The organism is Phenylobacterium sp. (assembly GCF_044371015.1).
In the GTDB taxonomy this organism is placed as follows: Bacteria; Pseudomonadota; Alphaproteobacteria; order Caulobacterales; family Caulobacteraceae; genus Phenylobacterium.
Window position 1 is genome coordinate 1 of sequence record NZ_JBILUK010000027.1, and the last position, 22,665, is coordinate 22,665.

The following is a 22,665-nucleotide window of genomic DNA, read 5'->3' on the forward strand; positions in this document are numbered from 1 at the left end:
ATCTTCCGAGCCCGGGGGCGGGCGAAGTCCAGGTGCGCAACACCTGGATGACCGTCGATCCCTACATGCGCGGCCGCATGAACGACGTGAAGAGCTACACGCCGCCGTTCCAGATCGGCAAGGCGCTCGAGGGCGGCGCCGTGGGCCAGGTGATCGCCTCTGGCGATCCGAGCCTCAAGGTCGGCGACCTCGTGCAATCCAACTTCGGCTGGCGCGAAGGCTTCAATGCGCCTGCCGGCCAGGTTCAGAAGCTGCCGCCAACCAACCTGCCTCCGCAGACATTCCTGGGCGCCGCCGGCATGCCCGGCCTGACCGCCTATGCGGGCCTGCTGCGCGTGGCTGAACTCAAGGATGGCGACATCGTATTCGTCTCCGGCGCGGCGGGCGCCGTGGGCTCGGTGGTGGTGCAGATCGCCAAGGCCAAGGGCCACAAGGTTATCGGGTCCGCCGGCGGGGCCGACAAGGTCGCCTTCCTCAAGGAAATCGGCTGCGATGAGGTCATCGATTACAAGGCCGAGCGCGACCTGACCGCCGCACTCGCCCGGGTCGCGCCCCAGGGCATCGACGTCTATTTCGACAATGTCGGCGGCGATCATCTTGAAGCGGCGCTGAATGCGGCGCGGCCCTTCGCCCGTTTCGCGCTGTGCGGCGCAATCTCGATGTACAACGCCACGGAACTACCGCCCGGCCCGCGGAACCTCGTCCAGTGCGTGGGTAAGCAACTCACGCTGCGCGGTTTCATCGTCTCGACCCATTGGGACATGATGAGCGACTTCCATCGAGACATGGGCGATTGGATCAAGGCCGGGAAGTTCACCTGGAAGGAGACCATCAAGGACGGGATCGAGAAGGCTCCGGAAGCCTTCCTCGGCCTGTTCAGCGGCGAGAACCTCGGCAAGATGCTGGTGAAGCTGGGCTGAGCCCCCTGCCCTTCGCGTTGTTGATCGCGTACAAGCCGCGCGTCCATTCAAGCCCGGGAGCCCGGCCGTGCCGCGCCTTTTCAGCGCCTATGTAATTGTCGACTGGAGCGCCGCGGCCAAGCCGACAACGGGCGCCGATTCCATCTGGATTGGCGTCCTGAAGCGCGACATCCGCTTCCGCATGGCGTTTGAAAGCTTCAACCCGGCCACGCGCGCCGAGGCTGAAACGCGCCTCAACGCTATCCTCGATGATCTCAAGAAGCGCGGCGAGCGCGCGCTGGTGGGATTCGACTTCCCGCTGGGCTTTCCGCGCGGCCTGGCGGCCGGCCTGTCGCTGCCTGGCGAAGCGCCATGGCGCGCGACCTGGGATCAGCTGAACAAGATGGTCAAGGACAAGGCCGACAACACAAACAATCGCTTTGGCGTCGGCTCCGAGATCAATCGGCGTCTGACGGGCGGACCCTTCCCGTTCTGGGGCTGTCCGCCGAAGGACACCCTGACCACTCTGCAGCCCAAGCGAAGCCGCGAGCACGGCCCGGATGATCTGCCGGAGTATCGACATGCCGATCTCGCCGCCAAGGGCGCGGCGTCGATCTGGAAGCTCTACTACAACGGCTCGGTCGGCGGTCAGGCGATCCTGGGCATCCCGTTCGTGCGGCGACTCAAGGTCACGCGCGGCGAAGCGGCGATCCGCGCCTGGCCATTCGAGACCGGCTTCAAAGCCCTCACCGAGACTGACCTCGACGGCGTCGAGGCCCTTGTCGCCGAGGTCTATCCCTCGTTGCTGAAGCCGCAGGGCGCTCCGGGCGAGGTCAAGGATCTGACCCAGGTGCGCACCACCGCCGAGCACTTCGCCCGCCTGGACGAGGCGGGCAAGCTGGGCGCGCAGTTCGCACCCCCGAAGGGAACACCCGACGAGGTTGTCGCCGCGGCGGAACAGGAAGAAGGTTGGATCCTGGGCGCCGGCGCATAAGACGCAGGACCCGAGGGAGGTTCGAGGATGCCCTACCGCCAAGCCGTCGATGAGGCCGCTCGCTTTATCGACGCCCAGCGCGTGCCCGGCCAGGTGAAGTGGCGGCGCACCGACGCCTCGAAAGGACCCGGCGACTACAGCCTCTATCACGGCGACGCGGGCATCGTACTGCTCTGGCTGGAGCTGCACCGGGCCAGCCGTGAGGCGGCGTGGCTCGAGTCCGCCGCGGCGGCCGGCGATGAGATCCTCGCCTTTGTGAACAAGGTGGACTGGCTTTCGGTCAGCCCCTCACGCGGCTGGCCCAGCTATGCCTTCGTACTCGGCGAACTGGCCAAGGCGACCGGTCGTGACGACTTCCGCGCGGCGGCGGGGGAGTGTCTCGAAAGGCTGGTCGGCCAGTCTGAAAAGCTCGGCTCCGGAATCGGCTGGATCGAACCCGCGCCCTTCGCCGACATCACCGGCTTCTCCGACAAGCGCGAGATCTTCGATCAGTCGGTCGGCGCGGCCGGGGCTGGACTGGTCTTCCTCTACGCCCATCGCGAGGGCCTGCATCCCCGCGCCCTGGAATGGGCGACAGCCACCGCCGAACGGTTGCTCGAAGTCGCGGAACCAGATGCGGCCGGCCTGCGCTGGAAGCTGATGGCCGATATGCCCTTCGCCTTCACCGCGCCCAATTTCGCCCACGGCGGGGCCGGCGTGGCCTACTTCCTGGCTGAGCTTCACAAGGCCGGCGGCGATCCGCGCTTCCTGAAGGCCGCCCTCGCAGGGGCACGCTACGTGCTCTCCAAGGCGACCCCGCAAGGCAAGGGATTTCTGGTCTGCCATACCGAGGAGGCGCGCAACCCGATCTTCTATCTTGGCGCATGCCACGGCCCGCCCGGCACGGGGCGACTCTTCCTGGCGCTGCATGAGATCACCGGCGACCCTGAGTGGCTGGACCACGCGCGCGGCATGGTGCACGGCCTGCAGCACCTTGGCGCGCCCGAGACTCGGTCGAAAGGCTTCTGGCGCAACCACGGCCAGTGCTGCGGCGACGCCGGTGTCGGAGAGCTCGCCCTGCTCATGGCCAGACGGACGGGCGAGGCCGGCTATGTCGATCTGGCGCGCCGATGCGCCGACGAGATCCTGCGCCACAGCGAACTCAAGGATGGCGGCCGCCGCTGGGTGCAGGCCGAGCACCGCGACCGGCCCGAGTTTCTCGAGGCCCAGACCGGTTACATGCAAGGCGCGGCCGGCATCGCCAGCTTCCTGCTGCACCTCGACACCACGCTCTCCGGTCAGCCGGTCAAGATCCCCCTGCCCGACTGGCCCGGCTGACCTACAGCGGCCGGCGGCTCAGCATCCAGAACCGCGCCAGCAACAGGCCGCAGGACATCAGGCTGGCGACGATCACCGCCCACAACATGCCCGTCAGCCCCATGCCCATCGGGATCGCCAGCCACCAGGCCAATGGCATCATGATCACGACATAGCTGGTCATATGCGTCCAGGTGGGAACCCAGACGTCGCTCCGCGCCCGGAGCGCCATGGCCACCACCACCTGCAGGGCGTCCGGGATGAAGAACAGGCACGAAAGCACCAGCGCCGGCGCCACCAGCGCGATCATCGCCGCGTCGGTCGTGTAGCCCGCTGCGATCAGCCCAGCCGCCGGCCAGATCGCCAGCGAAACCAAGACCCCGAACAATGCCGTTACGGCGAAGGCGATCACGCCGGCCCGGGTCACCCCCGCCCGGTCGCGCGCGCCATAGGCCGCGCCCACCAGCACCGCCGCCCCGGTTCCCAGGCCCATCGGAACCATGAACACAATCGCCGCCACGTTCAGCACGATCGCCCAGGCCGCCACGGTCACCGTGCTGATCCATCCGGCCAGCACATTCATGCTGGCGAAGGCGGTCACCTCAAGGAAGTTGGACGCCCCCGCGCCATAGCCGATCCGCCGTTGTTCGGCCTCGGCTTCCGGCTCATGCGACGGCTTGGTGAACACGCCCAGCGCGCGGGCCTCCGGCAGGCGCGCGATATAGACCAGCATCACCACCGCCAGAAACGCCCGCGCCCCGAACGTCGCCCAGCCCGCACCCACCGCGCCCAGGGCCGGGAGGCCCCAGGTCCCCGGAACCAGCAACAGCACCAGGCCCAGGTTCACCACATTGGCCGCCCACATCGCCCAGGCGCCCGGCCCCGGCCGCGACAGGCCCTCCAGCCAGAACATGCAGGCGACGCTGACCCCATAGCCGGTCATGGACAACGCGAAGACCAGCAACGCGCGCGAGGCGCCGTCCGCCAGGTCTTTCTCCAGGCCGATCACGTGCAGGAATGGCGGACCCGCCACCGCCAGGACCACGGTCGCAAGCAGGCTCGTCCACAGCGCATAGACCAGGCCCCGGCGCAGCACCGCGCCGGCCCGCTCCGGCCGCTCTTCGCCAATGGCCCGCGCCGTCATCACCTGGACGCCGGCCAACAGCCCGATCAGCAGGGTCAGCACGATGCTCGACGGCGCCCAGCCCAGCGCGTGGTAGCCCAGCTCCGTCGCCGAATAGCGCCCGACCACGATGGCGTCGGTCAGCCCCATGGCCATGATGCCCAGGCGCGACAGCACCACCGGCCCCGACAGGCGGAGCAGGGTGGAAAGATCGGTGCGGTAAAGCTCAAGCCGCCCCGCGCTTAGGCCGGGCGTCTGAGCCGTGGCGGGGTCCATGGCCGTCAGGATCGGGTTGTCAAAGAGGCGGCGGACACTGGCGCCGGGCCGCGTTCCGCGCAACCCTGCCGGGATGTTTCGTGACGAGGGTCGCCAATGACTTCAATCATCCGCGAACGGCTATGCGCCGAGATGGACGGCGATTTCGTCGTCTTCCTGATCGGCATGCGCATCAACAAGCCCTGGAAGCCGTGGAAGTGGGGGCCCGTCGCCGCCGCTATGCCGCGCATGATCATCGAGCTCAGTCAGAAGCCCGAACTCGGCCTGCTGCACGCCCGCACCCACTTCGGCTTCCCGGACATCATGGTCGTCCAGTACTGGCGGAGCTTTGAGCACCTCGAGGCCTATGCCCGCGCCCGCGAGCACGCCCACCTGCCCGCCTGGCACGCCTTCAACCGAGCGGTCGCCTCCAATGGCGACGTCGGCATCTGGCACGAGACCTACCTGATCTCTGCCGGTCGTCACGAGAGCGTCTACAACAACATGCCCCCGTTCGGACTCGGAGCCGCGGGCAAGCTGGTCAGCGCCATTGGAGCCCGGCAGGAGGCGCGGGCGCGGATCCGGCAGCCGGCTTAAACCGCCTGCGCCAGCGCCAGATCCACCCGGTCATCCTTCAGGCGCTCGGCCACCAGGAAGGCCAGCTCCAGCGCCTGTTCACCGTTCAGCCGCGGGTCGCAGTGGGTGTGGTACCGGTCGGCGAGGTCGCCCTCCGCGACGGCCCGCGCGCCGCCAAGGCACTCGGTCACGTTCTGGCCGGTCATCTCCAGATGCACGCCGCCGGGATGGGTCCCTTCGGCCCGGCAGATGTCCACGAAGCTGCGCACTTCGCTGAGGATCCGGTCGAACGGCCGGGTCTTGTAGCCGGTGTTGGCGGTGAGCGTGTTGCCGTGCATCGGGTCGATGGCCCAGACCACATTGCGGCCCTTGGTGGCCTTCAACAGGTCCGGCAGGCGCCCGGCGATCTTGTCCGAGCCGAACCGGCCATAGAGCGTCAGCCGTCCGGCCTCGTCCTTGGGATTTAGCACGTCGATGAGACGGTTGAGCTCATCACCCTCCAGCGTCGGGCCCACCTTCATGCCGATGGGGTTCTTGATGCCGCGGAAGTACTCGATATGCGCCCCGTCCAGCTGGCGCGTGCGCTCGCCGATCCACAGCAGGTGGGCTGAGGTGTCGTACCAGTCGCCCGAGGTGCTATCGATCCGGGTCATGGCCTCCTCGTAGCCGAGCAGCAGGCCCTCATGGCTGGTGAAGAACTCCACCCGCGCCATTTCCGGATGGCTCTCCGGCGTCACCCCGATGGCGGCCATGAAGGTGAGCGCCTCGGAGATTTTCTCCGACAGCTCGCGGTAGCGCGCGCCCTGAGGGCTGTCCTGGACGAAGCCCAGCGTCCAGCGATGGATGTTGTAGAGGTCGGCATAGCCCCCGCCGGCGAAGGCCCGCAGCAGGTTCAACGTCGCCGAGGACTGGCCATAGGCCTGCATCAGCCGCTGGGGATCGGGAATCCGGCTCTCGGCCGTGAAGTCCATGCCGTTGATGTTGTCGCCGCGGTAGGACGGCAGCTCCACATCCCCGATCCGCTCGACCGGCGAGGAGCGCGGCTTGCCGAACTGCCCGGCCATCCGCCCCACCTTCACGATCGGCTTGCCGCCGGCGAAGGTCAGCACCACCGCCATCTGCAGGATCAGTCGGAAGGTGTCGCGGATGTTGTCGGCGGCGAACTCCTTGAAGCTCTCCGCGCAATCCCCGCCCTGCAGCAGGAACGCCTTGCCCGCCGCCACATCACCCAGGAGGCTCTTCAGCCGACGCGCCTCGCCGGCGAAAACCAGAGGCGGCATCTTGCGAAGACTGGCTTCGACGCGCGACAGCTCGGCCAGGTCCGGATAATCCTCCGGGATGTGCTTGGCCGGCTTGGCGCGCCAGGACGCGGGGCTCCAGTGATCGGTCATCGTCGTACAGGTCCGTATGGCCGCCACCCTCTGGCGGGCCGGGCGTTTTACGCGCAATGGACCGGGACGTCCAATCCGCGCGCCTCAGCGCTTGGCTAGCGCCGCCATCATCGCCGCCAGCGCGCCCAAGGCCAGCCACCACTCCTGCCACAGGCCGAAGCTCACCATGCCAAAAAACAGATAGACCGCAGCGCTTCCGGCCGCCGCGCAGGTGACCAGATCCCGCGCGTCTCCCGCCAGCCGACGAAACACGAACGCCCAGGTCAGCGCCAGGACGCCGGCGCCGATCATTCCCAGTTCCAGCCAGGCCTGCAGCGCACCATTGTGCGGATGCAGCTGGATCGCCGGACTGAACGCGCGGCTGGCCTCGAGCCCCCAGCCCCTCCAGGGATGTTCACTCAACCGCTCCATCGCGTGCATCCAGTATCCGACGCGCTGGCCCCATGAGACCGGCAGCGTCCGGCCCGCCAGCATCGCCTGGGCGACCATCACGATAAGCGGCGTGAGCAGCACCAGCGCCGCCGCACCGAGGGCGAAGATGCGAGGCGCCGAACGCGGCCAGATCCAGACCAGCGCTCCCACCCCGATAACCAGCCCCACCGCCAACACCGGCGCATCCGACAGGAACACCTGCGCCAGCAACGCCGTCCCCGCCGCCATCGGCAGGGCCAGCCAGACCGGAGCCCCGGCCCGCACCCCGCCCGCCGCCGCCAGCGGCCACAATAGCGCCAGCGCAAAACTCCCTTGGGCGATGTTCTTCCGCGCCAGATCGTCACGGATCGGATCGCCGATCAGGTCGCGCAACGTGCGATAGACCACGCCTCCGGTCATCGCCTCGACCATCAGCAATGCGCCATAGAGCGCGAAACCCCAGGCGAACAGCCTCAGCGCCCGGTCGCGATAGGCATCAGGAACGCGCGCCGCCGCGCGCCACGCCGCCAGGTACAGCACCAGCTGGGCGGCCAGTTTCAAGGCCGTCTCGCCCCCCTCGCTCGGGCTCCACAGCAACGACAAGAGCGCCCAGGCCAGCGCCAGGCCCAGCAGGCCGACCAGCGGCGCCTCCCGCCAGCCGATCCGGGCCGCCGGCAGGCAGGCCAGACCCACCAGCGCCATAAGCGGCGCAAACCCCAGAGGACCCAGCCAGGCCAGCAACGGCGCCAGCACCGCCGCCGTGATCATCGCCCCGCCCGCGACCCGTGTCGCGAGACCGGACGTCGCCGTGCTCACGCCGCCTGGCCGAGGGCCGGCGGCACGTGCTTGTCGCGCATCGTCACCAGTTCCTCAGCCAGGGTGGGATGGACCGCGCAGGTCGAATCCCACTGCGGCTTGGTTACGCCCATCTTGAGCGCAATGGCGGCCATCTGGATGATCTCTGGCGCGTCCGGGGCGACGACATGGCAGCCAAGGATGCGCTCGCTGCCCGCTTCCACCACCAGCTTGACCATCGCCCGGCTGTGGCCGCCATAGAAGGTCTCCTTCATGGGCCGGAACTTGGCGAGATAGATGTCGACCTTGCCGTACTGATGGCGCGCGTCCGCCTCTGACAGCCCCACGGACCCGACTGCCGGTTGGGTGAACACCGCCGAGGCCACCATCTCATGATCAAAGGTCGTGGGTTTGCCCTGGAACTCGGTCATGGCGAACGCCGAGCCTTCGCGGATCGCGACAGGGGTCAAATTGATCCGGTCCGTCACATCGCCAACGGCCCAGATGTTGTCGACGTTGGTCCGGGAATAGTCATCAACCTTCACGGCGCCGTTGTCGGCCAGAGCGACACCCGCGGCCTCCAGCCCCAGGCCCTTGGTGTGCGGCGCGCGCCCCAGCGCGAACATCACCTGATCGGCCTCGATCCTGCGGCCATCATCACAAACGACGGTCAGGCCGCCGGGGCCCTTCTCGATCCTGGAGATCTTCACGCCCAAGCGGATGTGGACGCCCGCCTGCTCCATTTCCTCGGCCACATGACTGCGGATGTCGTCGTCGAAACCGCGCAGAACGTTGGGGCCGCGATGCACGACCGTCGTCTCCACGCCCAGGCCTGCAAAGATCCCAGCGAACTCCAGTGCGATGTACCCGCCGCCCGCGACCACGATCCGGCGCGGCAACTCAGCCAGATGGAAAGCCTCCTCCGAACTGATCGCGTGCTCGATCCCTTCGACGTCGTCGGGCATCCAGGGCCGACCCCCGGTCGCCACCAGGACCTTGGCGGCGCGCAGCTCACCTTTGCCCTCGATCGACACGGTATGCCGGTCCTTCAGCACGGCCCGGCCGTGCACGAGCTCCGCGCCGGCGTTCTGTAGGTTGCGCACATAGATCCCCGATAGCCGGGCGATCTCGTCATCCTTGGCGGCGATGAAGCGCGGCCAGTCGAAGCTGGGCTCAGGCACCGTCCAGCCATAGCCCCGAGCCGTCGAGAAACTCTTTGACAATTCCGACGCATAGACCATGAACTTCTTGGGTACGCAGCCGCGGATCACACAGGTGCCGCCCACCCGGTGTTCCTCCGCCACCAACACCTTGGCGCCGGTCATCGCCGCCATGCGGGCCGCGCGCACGCCGCCCGAGCCGGCGCCGATGACAAAGAGGTCGCAGTCGAAGTCCGCCATGCGGGACCTCCTCAGGGTTCGAGTTCGCGGACCCCGTCGGGCCCGCCGATCAGCGCGCGGTCGGCAAGATCGAGGAAAAGGCCGTGCTCGACCACGCCGGTGACGCCCTTCAGGGCCGCAGCCAGCAAGGCGGGCTCGGGGATCACGCCACACGCCACATCATAGATGACGTTGCCACCGTCGGTTCGCACCGGCTGGCCCTCCCGACGTCGCAGCACCGGGGCCATGCCAATGTCGCACTCCGCCAGCGCATCGCAGATCCGGGCGACGACTGTCTTGTGACCGAACGCCACCACCTCGATCGGCAAGGTGAATTTCCCAAGCACCTTCACACACTTGCTGGCATCTCCGATCACGACGCAGGACCGCGAAGCTTCCCACACGAGCTTCTCGCGCAGCAGCGCTCCGCCAGCGCCTTTGATGAGCGACAGGCCCGGACCGATCTCGTCGGCGCCGTCGATGGTCAGATCGATGGTCTTGGTCTCGCCCAGTTCGCTCAGCCGAATTCCAAGCTCCGTGGCCAGCGCGGCCGTCGCCTCCGAGGTTGGAACCCCCACGATATCCAGCTTCCGCGCCGCCAGCGCCCGGACAAACTCGACCGCTGTCGAGCCGGTGCCCAGGCCAACCACCATACCCGGCTCAACCAGGGCTGCGGCGGCTTCGCCGACCTGCCGTTTCTGCTCTTCCGCTGTCATCCCTTGGCCTTTTTCGCCCGCATCGCCTCGCGGAACCGCGCCGCCCAGCCGGCCTTTTCAACCTGCGGCGGCCGGGTCAGCGCCAGAGCGTCATCGGCCACGTCCTTGGTGATCACCGAGCCGGAGCCCGTATAGGCTCCGGCCCCTATCCGCACAGGCGCGACCAGCGCCGAGTTCGAGCCGATGAATGCGCCCGCGCCAACATGCGTGTCGTATTTGAAGAAGCCGTCATAGTTGCAGAAGATGGTGCCGGCGCCGATGTTGGCCCCCGCGCCCACCGTGCCGTCGCCCAGATAGGCCAGATGGTTGGCCTTGGCGCCCTTGCCAACCGTCACCTTCTTCACCTCGACGAAATTGCCGATGTGAGCCTCTTCCCCGATGTCCGCGCCGGGTCGAAGCCGGGCGTAGGGCCCGATGATCGCGCCCGCCCGCACCACCGCGCCCTCAAGATGACTGAACGCCCGGATCACCGCACCGGTCTCCACACGCACGCCCGGCGCGAACACCACATTGGGCTCCACCGTCACCCCAGCAGCGATCTCGGTGTCCCACGAGACATGCACCGTTTCCGGGGCCGGCATAGCCACGCCGGCGGCCAGCAGCTGATCGCGCCGCCGCTTCTGGAAGATCGCCTCGGCCTGCGAGAGCTGCGCCTGGGTGTCGGCCCCCATCACCGCCGTCTCCGGCGCGACGTTGACCCGCACGACCTTCTCCTCATGCACAGCCTCGGCGACGATGTCGGTCAGGTAGTATTCGCCCTTGGGGTTGTCGTTCTTCACCCGCCCAAGCCACCGGAAGAGGTCGGCCCGGTCCGCCAAATACATTCCCCCATTGCAGAGCTTGACCGCCCGCACTTCCTCGCTCGCCTGGGCGGCCTCCACGATGCGGATCACGTGGCCGTCGGCGCCGCAGATCACACGGCCATACTGCAGCGCATCGGCCGGCTTGAAGCCCATGATCGCCAGAGCCGCACCCTGCGCCCGCAGGCTGACCAGCGGCGCGAGATCAGCCGCGGTCAGCAACGGGCAGTCACCGTTCACCACCAGGACCTCGCCGTCGAAGTCCGCCAGCGCATCCTTAGCCGCCAGCACCGCATGTCCGGTGCCGAGCGGCGGGTCCTGCACCACCACCGCCTGCGTTCCCAGACGCGCCTCGACCAACGCACGCACCCCGGGACTGTGGTTTCCGACCACCACATGAACGCGGGTTGCGCCGGCCGCCTCCACCGCATCGATCACCCGGTCGAGCAACGCGCGCCCGCCCACCTTGTGCAACACCTTGGGCAGGGGCGACTTCATTCGCGTGCCCTGTCCGGCGGCCATGATCACGGCGGCTATGGCGGTCAATACGGCCCCTCCCAGCGAGTCCCTGAACCCATACCCCGCTTAGCAAGCCTTGCAGGCGGGCGCGACCACCGGATAGAGCCCGGGGCATGTCCGACACCCCACTGGCCGGCGCCGTCATTGCCTTTGACCTCGACGGCACGCTCGTCGACACAGCACCCGACCTGGTCGGTACGCTGAATGCGCTTCTCGCCGAGGAGAGTCTGCCGCCCCTCCCCCTAGCCCACGCGCAGCCCTTCATTGGACGTGGCGCCCGCTGGCTGATCGAGCGTGGCTTCGGCGCCGCCGGCGCGCCGTTGACCGCCGAGCGGCTCGATGGCCTGTTCCACCGCTTCATCGCCCGCTACCGCGCCCACATCGCCCATGAGAGCCGGCCATTTCCGGGATGCGAGGCGGCTCTGGATACCCTGATCGGCGAAGGCGCGACCCTGGTGGTCTGCACCAACAAGCTTACCGATCTCTCGGTCACCCTCCTTGATGCGCTGGATCTCACCCGACGTTTCGCCGCCGTGATCGGCGCCGACGCCGCCCCCGCCATCAAGCCAGATCCACGTCACCTCCAGGTCGCTGTAGAGGCCGCCGGCGGCGTCTTCCCCAAGGTGGTGATGGTCGGCGACGCCGCTACCGACGCCGGCGCCGCGCGCGCCGCCGGGGCCGCGCTCGTGCTTGTCAGCTTCGGCTATACGGAGACGCCAGCGGCCGAGTTGAACCCTGACATCCTCATAGATCACTTCGACCAGCTTCCGCGCGCCTGCGCCCGCCTGCTCGGCGCTTGCGGCTGATCCGCCGAAAAGCTATAGGCCGCGCCCTGCCCTGCAGCGGATGCGTAGCTCAGCGGGAGAGCACCTCGTTCACACCGAGGGGGTCACAGGTTCAATCCCTGTCGCATCCACCATTCTGCATCGGCCCCGCCGACACCCCGCATTAACCGCCCGCCGGTAAGGCTTCCCCTGACAGTGCTGGGAGAGCCCCGTGACGACCTTCAAGACCGGCCAGATGATCCAGCCGCCGAACGCCCTTCGCCTTCGCGTCGGAGGCGGCGGTCGGCTGGGAGCTATCGACCCGGCGGCGATCGCCAAGGCCGAAGCCGCGCTCGCGGGCCTCTCCGGCAACTTCGCCGAGTGGCTCAATGACGAGATCGCCAAGCTGGGCGCCGCCCGCCAGATCGTGCGCGAGTCCGGCCCCACGTCCGAGAACATGGAGAACCTCTATCTCCGCGCCCATGACCTCAAGGGTCTCGGCGCGACCTACGGCTTCCCATTGATCACCCGCATCGCCGGTCTGCTGTGCCGGCTGATCGACGACAAGGAAAAGCGCCACGCGACGCCCATGGGCCTGATCGACGCCCACATCGACGCCATCCGCGCCGCCGCACGCGACGGTATCAAGACCGAAGAGCACCCGGTGGGCCGCATCCTGGTGCAGGAACTCGAAGGCCGAATCCAGGCTTTCGGGGCCTAAGGGGCCCGGCTCTCTCCACCACGCTTGAGGAAGTCCCCCTCCCGATGGGGAGGATGTCACGAGTGTTTTCCCCACCCTGCGGGGGAGGCACCCGCCAAGCGGACGGAGGAGGCTATTCGGCCCCGCCGAACCGCTCGCGCCACTCCGCGACTTGTCCGTCTTCAACCTTGCGGAACAGCACGTCCGGCGCGCGGATCGGGTCGCCTGGCCTCAGCATCCCGAGCGCCCCCTCGGGCTCCGGCCAACCGGCGTCCGTCATCACGCCCAAGGCCTCGCTGATCGCGGCGGATGCGTTGGGGATCATCGGCGCCGACACCCGCGCGAAAAGCGCCACCAGATCCAGTCCATAGCGTACGACCACGGCCGCCCGGTCGCGATCGGTCTTCAACGCCGTCCAGGGCGCCGCCTCGGTCAGGTACTGGTTGCCCAGCACCCACAGCTGGCGCAGCGCTGTGGCGCTTTTGCGGAATTCGCGCGCCTCCATCAGCGTGGTCAGCTCCGTCATTTTGGCGGCGACGTCGGCCTCTAGGCGCCGCTCCAGCTCACCCGGAGTTCCGCCCTCGGGCACACGCCCCTCGAACCGCGTCTCGGCGAACTTGCAGATGCGGTTGACGAAGTTGCCCAGCACATCGGCCAGATCGGCGTTCACCTGGGTCTGAAACTGCTCCCAGGTGAAGGTCGCATCCGAGCCTTCCGGCGCATTGGCGATGATCCACCAACGCCAGTAGTCGGCCGGCAGCAATTCCAGGGCATGGTCCATGAACACCCCTCGCTTTTGCGAGGTTGAGAACTTGCCGCCGTAATAGTCGAGCCAGTTGAAGCCCTTGAGCTGGTCCACCAGCTTCCAGGGCGAATTGGCGCCCTCGTTCACGCCCATCAGCGTGGTGGGGAAGCCGACCGTATGAAACGGCACGTTGTCCTTGCCCATGAACTGGACGTAGGTCACGTCATCCGCTTCCGGCGCACGCCACCAGCGCTCCCAACCGCCCGTGTTCGGATTGGCGTCGGCCCACTCCCAGGTGGCTCCGATGTACTCGATCGGCGCGTCGAACCAGACATAGAACACCTTGCCCGCCAGGCCCTCGGCGTCGGGCCGCGCGCCTTGAGGGTTGGCGCCCCAGTCGCCGGCGTTCACCGGCACGCCCCACTCCAGGTCGCGTGTGATCCCGCGATCCTGCAGACCCTCGTCCAGCCACTTCAGGGCAATGGAGGTGACCAGCAGCGGCCAGTCGCCCTTTTTGCCCTCAATCCAGCCTCTCAGGCGCTCAGCGAAGAGGCTCTGACGCAGGAACAGGTGTTTGGAATCGCGGATCTCGATGTCGGTCGAACCCGAGACCGCGGATCGCGGGTTCTTCAGGTCGGCCGGGTCCAGAACCCGGGTGCAGTTCTCGCACTGGTCGCCCCTCGCGGCTTCGTAGCCGCAGTGCGGGCAAGTTCCGATCACATACCGGTCTGGCAGGAAGCGTCGGTCGGCCCGGGAATAGACCTGTTGGGTCACCCGCTCTTCCAGGAAACCCGCCTCCCAGAGCTGCTGCGCGAACTGTTGCGTCAGGGCGCGGTTCTGCGGTGAGGAAGACCGGCCGAAGTGGTCCCAGGACAGCCCGAACGCCGCGCCCAGCCGCGCCTGCACCTCATGTTCCTGCGCGCAGAAGGTCGCCGGATTGAGGCCCACAGCGGCCGCCGCCAGCTCCGTCGGGGTGCCGTGTTCGTCGGTGGCGCAGATGTAGAGCGTCTCGCGCCCCCGAGCCCGCTGGAACCGCGCATAGACATCCGCCGGCAGCATCGAGCCCGCCAGCGTGCCCAGGTGCTTGATCCCGTTGATGTATGGCAAGGCCGAAGTGATGAGGATGCGGGACATATCGATACGGCGGTTGGCGGGAACCGGCGCTTATAGGCCCGCGGCGCGCGACGCCAAACCCCGGGCTTGCAATAAACACTCGCCAAGGTCGCGGATCGGCGCGACGCTACGTCAGGCGGGCCAGGCGGCGGCCCGCCGAATCGCCCAAATCAGGCCGCCGGGAACGGGAGACGTCATGCGCACGACCTTGCTCGCGACGGGCATTTTCGCCTGCCTTTCACTAACCGCCTGCAGCCAGCCCGAGGCGCCCGCAGCGCCTGAGGCCGCGGCGCCCAAGAAGTCGCTGGCCCGCCAGGCGCCGCTCTACGCCGGCCAGGAACAGGTGTTGTCCGTGCAATCCGGCTCGGTGAAGGCCGCATCCGGCGGCGGCGTTGATCTCGAGGCCAAGGCCATGACCGACGGCGCAGGCTGGACCCAGGTCGGCTTCCTGCCCCGCGTCTACGCCGCCACGCCGCCCGACGGCATCTACGAGATCGACGTGGTCGCACAGAAGCCCGCCACGCCCGGCGCTCCTGGTCCGACTCCGGTCGAAGTCAAAAGCGCCTGGGACAAGTTCACCGATGGCCGGGTCAAGGGCGTGAAGTTCATCTCCAAGACCAATGAAGTCACAGCGATGCTGCCATAGCGGCCACAGCGACATTTCTCCCTTAACGCCGCGCCCAGGGACCCTATAACCAGCGCTAAGGGTTATCGGGGGACGCAGGCATGCCGGCATTGGGCAAGATGGTTCTGGCGGCGGCGGTCGCACTGGCGCTCACGGCGTGCAGTCCGACCGCCGAAAAGGCCGCGCCCAAGGCCGGCGGCGAGCTGCGCATCTACAACTGGTCGGACTATATCGACCCGGCGCTGATCACCGAATTCACCCAGGAAACCGGGATCAAGGTGATCTACGACACCTTTGATTCCAATGAAGTCCTTGAAACCAAGGTGCTGCAGGGCGGCACCGGTTACGACCTTGTCGTCCCGTCGAACCACAATCTGCCGCGCTACATCACCGCCGGCGCGGTGGCCAAGCTGGACAAGACCGCCCTGCCCGGTCTGGACAAGCTGTCGCCGGACCTGATGGCCAAGCTCGCCGCCTTCGATCCTGGCGGCGTCTACGCCGTGCCCTACATGCAGGGCACAATCGGCATCGGCTACGACAAGGCCAAGGTCGCCGCCCGGCTCCCGGGCGTCGCCATCGACAGCTGGAAGGTGGTGCTGGACCCCGCCAACCTGGCCAAGCTCAAGGACTGCGGTGTCTATTTCCTCGACGCGTCTGAAGACATGTTCGCCGTCGCGCTCAACTATCTGGGCCGCGATCCCAATTCGACCACGCTGAAAGACTATGAAGACGCCGCCGCCCTGCTCCAGCGGGCCAGGCCCTTCGTGCGGAAATTCCACTCTTCGGAATACATTGAGGCGCTGGCCAACGGAGATGTCTGCGTCGCCATCGGCTATTCCGGAGACGTGCTGCAGGCCAAGGCCAGGGCGGAAGAAGCGAATACCGGGGCCGATATCGCCTATGTGGTCCCCAAGGAGGGCAGCCAGGTCTGGTTCGACGTGTTCTCGATCCCGGCGGACGCGCCCAACCCGGCGGCCGCCCATCGGTTTATCGCATTCATGCTGCGGCCCGAGATCATCGCCCGCGCTTCGAACTACACCCAGTACGCCAACGCCAACGCCGCAGCGACGCCCCTGGTGGACGCCGCCGTGCGGGATGATCCCAACGTCTATCCCTCGCCGGAGATGTCGAAACGCCTGTTCGTCACGACCACCAAGGAACAGGCCCTCCTGCGTGACGTGAACCGGCTCTGGACCCGGGTGGTGACCGGTCGGTGAGCGCAGCCGCGCCGCCTTCCCATCCTCAGAATGGGCGACCGCTGATCGGCGGCGTCCGCGAATCCTTCGCGCCGTGGGAGGATCCCGCCCAGCAGCCGCTGGTGCGCTTCGAGGGCGTCTCCAAGGCGTTCGGAGACACCGCCGCCGTGCGCGATGTCGACCTCGCCATTTTCGAACGGGAGTTCTTCGCGCTGCTGGGGCCGTCGGGCTGCGGCAAGACCACGCTGATGCGCCTGCTCGCCGGCTTTGAAACGCCGGACGCCGGACGCCTGATGCTGGGTGACCGCGACATCGCCGCCGACCCGCCCCACCGGCGGCCGATCCATATGATGTTCCAGGCCTATGCCCTGTTCCCGCATCTCGACGTGGTGGGTAACATCGCCTTCGGTCTGAAGCGTCAGGGCCTGCCCAGGTCGGAGATCGCCGACCGGGTCGAGGAGATGCTGGCCCTCACCCGTCTCACCGGTCTTGGTCGCCGCAAAGTCGACCAACTCTCCGGCGGCCAGCGTCAGCGGGTGGCGCTCGCCCGCGCACTCGCCCCACGCCCGCGCATCCTGCTGCTCGACGAACCCATGGCCGCGCTCGACAAGAAGCTGCGCGAGGAGACCCGTTTTGAGTTGATGGCCCTGCAACAGCGGCTGGGCATGACCTTCATGATCGTCACCCATGACCAGGATGAGGCCATGGTGGTGGCAGATCGGATTGCTGTGATGCGCGAGGGGCGCATCGTCCAGGTCGGGCGCCCGACCGAAGTGTATGAGGCCCCCGCCGATCGCGAGACCGCCGGCTTCATTGGCGACATCAACCTCTTCAAGGGTCAGGTCAGCGCCGTGGATCACGGCCAGGTCGCCCTGAAGACCCCTGAAGGCGCATTCGTGGCCGAGGGCCAGGCGGCGCCGGGCGCCCGCGCCTGGATCGGCGTGCGTCCGGAGAAGATCGTCGTCCACGCCGAACCGCCTCCGCCGGGCGCAAACGTCCTGGCCGGTGTGATCCACGACTACGGCTACCTCGGCGACTGGACGACCTATCTGGTCGAGTTGCCCGGCGGGCGCCGCATCACCGCCGCCCGGGCCAATGTCGCCCGCGCCGCCGCCCGGCCGCTGGGTTGCGGGGACCCGGTCTGGCTCACCTTCGCCCCGGACGCCGCCGTGGTGCTGGTCCGGTGAGACGCACGCGCGCCGCGCTGGCGGCCATCCCGCCCCTGGTCTGGCTGACGGTCTTCTTCGCGATCCCGTTCGCCCTGGTGGCCAAGCTCTCGCTTTCGGACACCGCGCTCGCCATGCCGCCCTATGCGCCCAGGCTCGACTGGAGCCAGGGACTGACCGGGGTTTCCGCCTTCCTCGCCGGCCTGGATGCGGAAACCTATGTTCGACTGGCGCAGGACCGGCTCTATCTCGACGCTTGGCTCTCCAGCCTCCGGCTCGCGGCGATCGGCACCGGGCTGCTGCTGCTGATCGGTTATCCTATCGCCTATGGCATGGCCCGCTGCCCGCCGACGGCCAGACGCTGGCTGGTGCTGGCGATCATCCTGCCGTTCTGGACCAGTTTTCTGATCCGCATCTACGCCTGGATCGCGATCCTGAAGCCCGCCGGCTTGCTCAACACTTTGCTCGCTGCGATCGGCCTGCCCGAGATCAACATCCTCAACACCGAGGCGGCGGTGATCCTGGGCCTCGTCTACGCCTATCTCCCGTTCATGGTCCTTCCGCTCTATGCGGTGCTGGAGCGCCAGGATGAGGGGCTGATCGAGGCGGCGCGCGACCTTGGCTGCGGTCCCCGCCAGGCCTTTTGGAGGGTGACATTCCCGCTGTCCGCGCCCGGCGTGGCCGCCGGCGCCCTGCTTTGCTTCATCCCCATGGCCGGCGAGTTCGTGATCCCCGATCTTATGGGCGGGTCCGACACCCTGATGCTGGGCAAGGTCATCTGGATCGAGTTTTTCGCCAACCGCGACTGGCCGGCCGCGTCCGCCGTCGCCATCGCGCTGCTCGCCACGCTGGCGATCCCGATCCTGCTGTTCGAGCGTCGATCCGAACAGGTGCTGCGATGAAGCGCGGCCCCAGTCTCTTTAATCTGGTCTCGATCGGACTCGGCCTCGCTTTCCTTTACGTGCCGATCCTGGTGCTGATCGCCTACTCCTTCAACGCCAGTCGGCTGGTCACGGTCTGGGGCGGAGTCTCAACCCGCTGGTATGTGGCGCTGTTCGAGGACGCCCGGCTGATGGAGGCGATCTGGGTCACTGTTCGCGTGGGCGCGATCTCCGCGACCCTCGCCACGGCGCTCGGGGTGTTCGCCGCCATCGCACTGGTCCGCGCTCGGCGCTTTCCGGGGCGCACGGCCCTGGCTGGGGGGCTTTACGCCACCCTGGTGATGCCCGAGGTGATCCTGGGGCTCTCCCTGCTCTTGCTGTTCGTCTCGCTCGGGCTGCCGCGCGGATTCTGGACGGTGACGCTGGCTCACGCCGCCCTGACCCTGGCCTACGCCACCGTGATCGTCCGCGCCCGTTTGCAGTCCTTCGACGGCCAGCTCGAAGAGGCCGCGAAAGATCTCGGCTGTCCGGCCTGGAAGGCGTTCATGCTGGTCACCTTGCCCGTGATCGCCCCTGCGGTCGCCGCGGCCTGGATGCTGGCCTTCACGCTTTCACTGGATGATCTGGTCATCGCGAGCTTCACCTCAGGGCCCGGCGCCACCACCCTGCCCATGCGGCTCTACAGCGCCGTGCGCCTGGGCGTGGACCCCAAGATCAACGCCGTTTCCACCCTGCTGATCGTCGCGGTCGCGGTGGGCGTCATGATCGTCGGCGCGCTGCAAGGGCGTCAGCCCAAGGTCCGCGCCCCCGGTTGAGGCCGCGGGGGGTCCGATGTCCGGCAATGACCCTACGCGCCGAACACCGGACCACCCGGGGCCGGCGCCTCACCGGCGCCGGTGGCCGAGCCTCGCCCCCCAGCGACGCTCGGCCGCCGGAAGCGTGGTGTCCCGTCAAGGCACGCATCCCGGCTTTCGGCAGGGCTCCTTGCAAGACCGGGGGCACCACAGGGCCATGGCGTCCGAGCATCGCAGGACGCATAGTCTGGGCTTGGGTTCTCCGGCGGCCAGATGCAGACGGAGCGCTTCACGCGCATCTCGGAGACCCAGATCCCCTACGAACTCCAGGTCGACGCCACGGCGATCAGGGAACAGCGCGCCGCCGCGTCCATGCGCGAACAGGGTGATGGTGCGGATACAGGACCCCCGATCTACCCATTAATCCATTGTTTCAATGAAATATATTTCGACGCCAAATTCACGGTGACCCCGAAAGTGACCCCCAATCACTCGCGCAGCCCCAAATTTTTCCGCTCCACAGCCCTCATCTGAAGGCTCTCGGTGCCCTGGACTAAGCCCCCCGTGGCGCAACCTCGCGCGGCAGAACTTCCGCCTGCGCCAGCACCCTCTGAACCGCTGCATCCCACAGGTCGGGCGGGAAGCCGTACTTCTTCAGGATAGGCTTCACCGTCACACGCATCAGGGCGCGGCCTTTCCATATTCCGAAGCGAGCCGGACCGAACCACCACAAACCCAGGCGAGCCGCAACTTGACCCGCCCCACCGGGCGCCGGTCAAGCGGCCTCGTCTCGGCCCGCGTCACCGGGCCGCGTTTGGATCATGGCCTTGATCTGGGCAAGCAACCTCTCTTGATCGGCCGACAAGGGTGCGGTCGTGCGATTTTGCGCAGACAGCCCCCGGATCAGTTCCGCCTGTCGGCGCGGGGCCACCGCGCCATAGCTGGTGAAGGTGGTCAGCACGCGTTCGTGCCCGACGTTTTGCGACCAGGCCTTGAACTCCTCAGGCGTCGTGCAGACCCGTTCGCCAAACTGCGCGAGCATGTCGCGGAAGGTGTGCGGGTTGAAGTAGGGCAGACCCGCGCTCTCAAAAGCTTGCCGGAAGATACACCGGATCGGCTCCGCATCACTCCAAAACGCCCGCTTCAGGCCCGCCGCGACGAACCCGCCGGTCTCGCCCAATCCCATGGCGGTCGCCGGAAACAGCGGGTCATCGGCGCCCCAATGCATCGAGCGCAGGTGCGCCACCCACTCGGTCACGATCCGCAGATGCATCTCGTCCACCGGAAAGAACCAAGTGGCGAAGCTCTTGGAGAATTTCGTGTTCACCTCGCGCGCATCCTGATGAACCACGCCCTCGACCAGATCGACGTGCTTCAGTCGCAGTGAGATCAGCGCGCCGTCGCGGGTGCCGGTGAGCGCCGTGAAGGCGATCAGGGCGCGGTTGCGCAGCTCGATATCGGTCGAAGCGGGCATGACCGACACCACGTGCGCCACCTGCTCCAGGGTCGGGACCGACTTCATCCGCACCGCTTTAGCGATCCGCACGTCCTTCTCGGGCAGGTTGAAATAGTCCGCGTCGGAATAGGCGATCTTGCGCTTGAACCCCGGCTGATCCGCCAGCCAGAGGAAAAAGGCGCGCAGGGCGGCCAGTTCGGTGTTCACCGTCGCGCGGCTCAATCGCTCGCCGGTCCGCACCGCCAGCTGTTCGTTCAGCCCGCGCTTGAAGGCGACGGCCTGCTCGCGGTGAAACCGCTCGAAGCCCTTCCGCCCGGTGGACGCCTCGAACCGGCTGATCGCCTTGGCGACCTTGTCGATTGAGGCCTCGCTGCTGCGCCTCGCCTCGCGCAGATAGATGAAGTAGGCGCGCTTGATCCGCTCGTTTGTGGGGTTGGCTTTGGTCACGGTCGTCCGTCCTTTTCAAAGGTTACATTCAGGGAGGGGTACGAAGGCTCAGCTATGCGTCCCTCCCGCTGCACGACGCGCACCTCGATTCCGGGCAGGATCTCGGGAACAGCCGCCCACCGCGCCCGACGGTTCATCACTGCATCGCAGGTCTCACAGAGAGCGCGCAGGTTGCCCGTCACCCCGCCGGTCGATGGCGTAAAATCGGCCATCCCCAGCGCCGGGGCGCGGGCGTCGCGACACCGGAAGCAATGGAGCTTGCCGGGCGGCGTCGGTCGTTTCGCAGCCGCCCGGCGCTTGGCCACGAACGCCCGGAGCACCGGCCCGGTGAACAGGATCGGGCGCCGGTCGTCGATAGCCTCCAGGCCGTGGTCCTTGTGCCAACGCCGGACCGTCATGCGATTGAGCCCGTAGAGGCGCGCCACCTCCTCGACCGAGTAGTTCCGGTTCAGTTTGGCGAGCTGGGGGTTGAGCCGTGTTCGCGCCACGGTGCGCCCCTCACTGCCCGTCCAGCAGCCGGCGGATCGAGGCGATCCGAACCAGCGTGCGACGACCCAGCTTGACGGTCTCGAGCCGCCCCTCGCGGATCAGGGCATAGATCGAGGTGCGGCCGAGCCCGACGGCGCGCGCGGTGTCGTTGATGGATGCGGTGATCGGTTCCACATTACGTCTCCGTTGAATGCCAGCGAATACCGGCGGGTACGGGGACGAATTCTCAGTGGGGTTTTGGCGGGTCGCAGCCGGATTGGGCCGGGATGAGCCGGAAACTCACTTCCGATGAGTTTCCGGCGCTACTCGCAGCGCAATCTTCGCAGCACAGCGCCGACCGTGTCTTGCAGAGTCGTTCGCGAAGGGGCGCTGAGGCCTCTTTCCTGTAAGCGCCCCTCAATCTCGTCGATCAAGGCGTCTGCTCCCGCCGTCCCGTCACCGGGCGGTATTCCCTCAACGTGTATGTAGACTGAAAGCTCGGCCACCCACTCCGGCCAGAGCTTTGACATAGACCGCCCACCGCCCCGAGGAACGGCTTCAATCTCGGTGGTCTTGAGCATGGCCCCGGGCGCCATGCGAGCAATGTCGTCGCGGTGGAACCGCACCCCGAACGCCTTGATCTCATACTTCTTGTTGATCCAGGTCGCGAAGTCGCCAGTCGCCCAGTTCTGATCCAGGGCTTGATGGCCTTCCGCCCACCAGAATTCCTTGGGGACTTCGTGATCTGCGCGCCGACTACCTTCCATCACCAACAGATCGGCTCGCGCTCGGACCATGCCCGCATGGGCGCGCGTACAGATCGTGATGTTCGAGCGGTGGGAGCCGGTCGCGGCACGTACGAGCTTGAGAGCTTCAGCGGCGCTTAGCCAGTCATCTGGCCGATAGTCGTCGGCGACATCCGGCAGGTTCGCATCGTCGTCACTGCTCACGACGCCAGAAGATCAGCCGTTTGCGATTCGCGGCAACCCGTCCGATCGAGCGGGATCCCCTGACCTCCAGCGCCATCCTGGGCTGGGCCATCACGTGAACCACAGTGCCAGTTACTAACGTCCGCTCCCGGGCCCGAACCCAACGGTGAAATTCGACCCAGAGCGGACTCTCCCATCCCCAGATCTAGGTCCCCGGCGGCAAGGCG

At 67.3% G+C, this 22,665-nt stretch carries 24 protein-coding genes and 1 tRNA gene; 13 read left to right on the top strand and 12 right to left on the bottom strand.

Going from position 1 to position 22,665, the window contains the following annotated elements; genetic code table 11:
- The 3 genes from ACIQ3R_RS04115 to ACIQ3R_RS04125 form a co-directional block, all read left to right on the top strand.
- On the top strand, positions 1-920 hold a 920-nt coding region (locus tag ACIQ3R_RS04115), incomplete at its 5' end, for an NADP-dependent oxidoreductase (protein ID WP_397415420.1).
- A 67-nt stretch (positions 921-987) separates the two neighbouring features.
- Positions 988-1,893, top strand: a complete 906-nt coding sequence (locus ACIQ3R_RS04120) for a cobalamin biosynthesis protein CbiG (protein ID WP_397415422.1) — start codon at positions 988-990, stop codon at positions 1,891-1,893.
- A 27-nt stretch (positions 1,894-1,920) separates the two neighbouring features.
- Positions 1,921-3,210, top strand: a complete 1,290-nt coding sequence (locus ACIQ3R_RS04125) for a lanthionine synthetase LanC family protein (protein ID WP_397415424.1) — start codon at positions 1,921-1,923, stop codon at positions 3,208-3,210.
- Position 3,211: 1 nt separating this feature from the next.
- Here the strand turns inward: ACIQ3R_RS04125 and ACIQ3R_RS04130 are convergent, their stop codons facing one another.
- Complete coding sequence (locus tag ACIQ3R_RS04130) at positions 3,212-4,588, bottom strand: MATE family efflux transporter (protein ID WP_397415426.1); 1,377 nt, start codon at positions 4,586-4,588, stop codon at positions 3,212-3,214.
- A 96-nt stretch (positions 4,589-4,684) separates the two neighbouring features.
- Here ACIQ3R_RS04130 and ACIQ3R_RS04135 point away from each other — a divergent pair, with 96 nt between their 5' ends.
- Positions 4,685-5,164, top strand: coding sequence for a DUF4188 domain-containing protein (locus ACIQ3R_RS04135; RefSeq protein WP_397415428.1), 480 nt, complete (start codon positions 4,685-4,687; stop codon positions 5,162-5,164).
- Here the strand turns inward: ACIQ3R_RS04135 and ACIQ3R_RS04140 are convergent.
- The 5 genes from ACIQ3R_RS04140 to glmU all read right to left on the bottom strand — a co-directional run bounded on the left by ACIQ3R_RS04140 (position 5,161) and on the right by glmU (position 11,181).
- Positions 5,161-6,534 (bottom strand): class II 3-deoxy-7-phosphoheptulonate synthase, encoded by a 1,374-nt coding sequence (locus ACIQ3R_RS04140; RefSeq protein ID WP_397415430.1) that lies wholly within the window; start codon positions 6,532-6,534, stop codon positions 5,161-5,163. The two genes, ACIQ3R_RS04135 and ACIQ3R_RS04140, sit on opposite strands and share 4 nt — an antisense overlap.
- Before the next feature lie 84 nt (positions 6,535-6,618).
- Positions 6,619-7,761, bottom strand: a complete 1,143-nt coding sequence (locus ACIQ3R_RS04145) for an O-antigen ligase family protein (RefSeq protein ID WP_397415433.1) — start codon at positions 7,759-7,761, stop codon at positions 6,619-6,621.
- Complete coding sequence (gor, locus tag ACIQ3R_RS04150; RefSeq protein WP_397415436.1) at positions 7,758-9,140, bottom strand: glutathione-disulfide reductase; 1,383 nt, start codon at positions 9,138-9,140, stop codon at positions 7,758-7,760. The genes ACIQ3R_RS04145 and gor overlap by 4 nt, the downstream gene beginning before the upstream one ends.
- A gap of 11 nt (positions 9,141-9,151) precedes the next feature.
- Positions 9,152-9,835: a ribose-5-phosphate isomerase RpiA gene (gene rpiA, locus ACIQ3R_RS04155; protein ID WP_397415438.1), complete on the bottom strand. Its 684-nt coding sequence runs from the start codon at positions 9,833-9,835 to the stop codon at positions 9,152-9,154.
- Complete coding sequence (gene glmU / locus ACIQ3R_RS04160; protein ID WP_397415440.1) at positions 9,832-11,181, bottom strand: bifunctional UDP-N-acetylglucosamine diphosphorylase/glucosamine-1-phosphate N-acetyltransferase GlmU; 1,350 nt, start codon at positions 11,179-11,181, stop codon at positions 9,832-9,834. Before glmU ends, rpiA begins: the two co-directional genes overlap by 4 nt.
- An 86-nt stretch (positions 11,182-11,267) precedes the next feature.
- On the opposite strand from glmU, the gene gph reads away from it, so the two are divergent.
- From gph to ACIQ3R_RS04175, 3 genes are all read left to right on the top strand, one after another.
- Positions 11,268-11,960 carry a phosphoglycolate phosphatase gene (gene gph, locus ACIQ3R_RS04165; RefSeq protein ID WP_397415442.1) on the top strand — a complete coding sequence of 231 codons (693 nt, stop codon included), beginning with the start codon at positions 11,268-11,270 and terminating at the stop codon, positions 11,958-11,960.
- Positions 11,961-11,998: 38 nt separating this feature from the next.
- Positions 11,999-12,073: transfer RNA gene (locus tag ACIQ3R_RS04170), tRNA-Val, on the top strand.
- 77 nt (positions 12,074-12,150) lie between these two features.
- Positions 12,151-12,639, top strand: coding sequence for an Hpt domain-containing protein (locus ACIQ3R_RS04175; protein WP_397415444.1), 489 nt, complete (start codon positions 12,151-12,153; stop codon positions 12,637-12,639).
- A 112-nt stretch (positions 12,640-12,751) separates the two neighbouring features.
- Here the strand turns inward: ACIQ3R_RS04175 and metG are convergent, their stop codons facing one another.
- Positions 12,752-14,497: a methionine--tRNA ligase gene (metG, locus tag ACIQ3R_RS04180; protein ID WP_397415446.1), complete on the bottom strand. Its 1,746-nt coding sequence runs from the start codon at positions 14,495-14,497 to the stop codon at positions 12,752-12,754.
- 175 nt (positions 14,498-14,672) lie between these two features.
- Here metG and ACIQ3R_RS04185 point away from each other — a divergent pair, with 175 nt between their 5' ends.
- The 6 genes from ACIQ3R_RS04185 (at position 14,673) to ACIQ3R_RS04210 (ending at position 19,672) form a co-directional block, all read left to right on the top strand.
- Complete coding sequence (locus ACIQ3R_RS04185; protein ID WP_397415448.1) at positions 14,673-15,122, top strand: hypothetical protein; 450 nt, start codon at positions 14,673-14,675, stop codon at positions 15,120-15,122.
- A gap of 80 nt (positions 15,123-15,202) precedes the next feature.
- Complete coding sequence (locus tag ACIQ3R_RS04190; RefSeq protein ID WP_397415450.1) at positions 15,203-16,318, top strand: polyamine ABC transporter substrate-binding protein; 1,116 nt, start codon at positions 15,203-15,205, stop codon at positions 16,316-16,318.
- On the top strand, positions 16,315-17,484 hold the full coding sequence (locus ACIQ3R_RS04195) for an ABC transporter ATP-binding protein (protein ID WP_397415452.1): 1,170 nt from the start codon (positions 16,315-16,317) through the stop codon (positions 17,482-17,484). The genes ACIQ3R_RS04190 and ACIQ3R_RS04195 overlap by 4 nt, the downstream gene beginning before the upstream one ends.
- On the top strand, positions 17,481-18,365 hold the full coding sequence (locus ACIQ3R_RS04200) for an ABC transporter permease (RefSeq protein ID WP_397415455.1): 885 nt from the start codon (positions 17,481-17,483) through the stop codon (positions 18,363-18,365). Before ACIQ3R_RS04195 ends, ACIQ3R_RS04200 begins: the two co-directional genes overlap by 4 nt.
- Positions 18,362-19,159: an ABC transporter permease gene (locus ACIQ3R_RS04205; RefSeq protein ID WP_397415458.1), complete on the top strand. Its 798-nt coding sequence runs from the start codon at positions 18,362-18,364 to the stop codon at positions 19,157-19,159. Before ACIQ3R_RS04200 ends, ACIQ3R_RS04205 begins: the two co-directional genes overlap by 4 nt.
- Before the next feature lie 252 nt (positions 19,160-19,411).
- Entirely contained in the window at positions 19,412-19,672 is a 261-nt protein-coding gene (locus tag ACIQ3R_RS04210) for a hypothetical protein (protein ID WP_397415460.1), read from the top strand.
- 19 nt (positions 19,673-19,691) lie between these two features.
- Here the strand turns inward: ACIQ3R_RS04210 and ACIQ3R_RS04215 are convergent, their stop codons facing one another.
- The 5 genes from ACIQ3R_RS04215 to ACIQ3R_RS04235 form a co-directional block, all read right to left on the bottom strand.
- Positions 19,692-19,820 (bottom strand): type I restriction enzyme endonuclease domain-containing protein, encoded by a 129-nt coding sequence (locus ACIQ3R_RS04215; protein WP_397415462.1) that lies wholly within the window; start codon positions 19,818-19,820, stop codon positions 19,692-19,694.
- A gap of 93 nt (positions 19,821-19,913) precedes the next feature.
- Complete coding sequence (locus tag ACIQ3R_RS04220; RefSeq protein ID WP_397415464.1) at positions 19,914-21,041, bottom strand: tyrosine-type recombinase/integrase; 1,128 nt, start codon at positions 21,039-21,041, stop codon at positions 19,914-19,916.
- Positions 21,038-21,529: a helix-turn-helix domain-containing protein gene (locus ACIQ3R_RS04225; RefSeq protein ID WP_397415466.1), complete on the bottom strand. Its 492-nt coding sequence runs from the start codon at positions 21,527-21,529 to the stop codon at positions 21,038-21,040. The genes ACIQ3R_RS04220 and ACIQ3R_RS04225 overlap by 4 nt, the downstream gene beginning before the upstream one ends.
- 10 nt (positions 21,530-21,539) lie before the next feature.
- Positions 21,540-21,704, bottom strand: a complete 165-nt coding sequence (locus ACIQ3R_RS04230) for a helix-turn-helix domain-containing protein (protein WP_397415468.1) — start codon at positions 21,702-21,704, stop codon at positions 21,540-21,542.
- A gap of 128 nt (positions 21,705-21,832) precedes the next feature.
- Positions 21,833-22,459: a hypothetical protein gene (locus tag ACIQ3R_RS04235; protein ID WP_397415471.1), complete on the bottom strand. Its 627-nt coding sequence runs from the start codon at positions 22,457-22,459 to the stop codon at positions 21,833-21,835.
- Positions 22,460-22,665 lie beyond the last annotated feature (206 nt).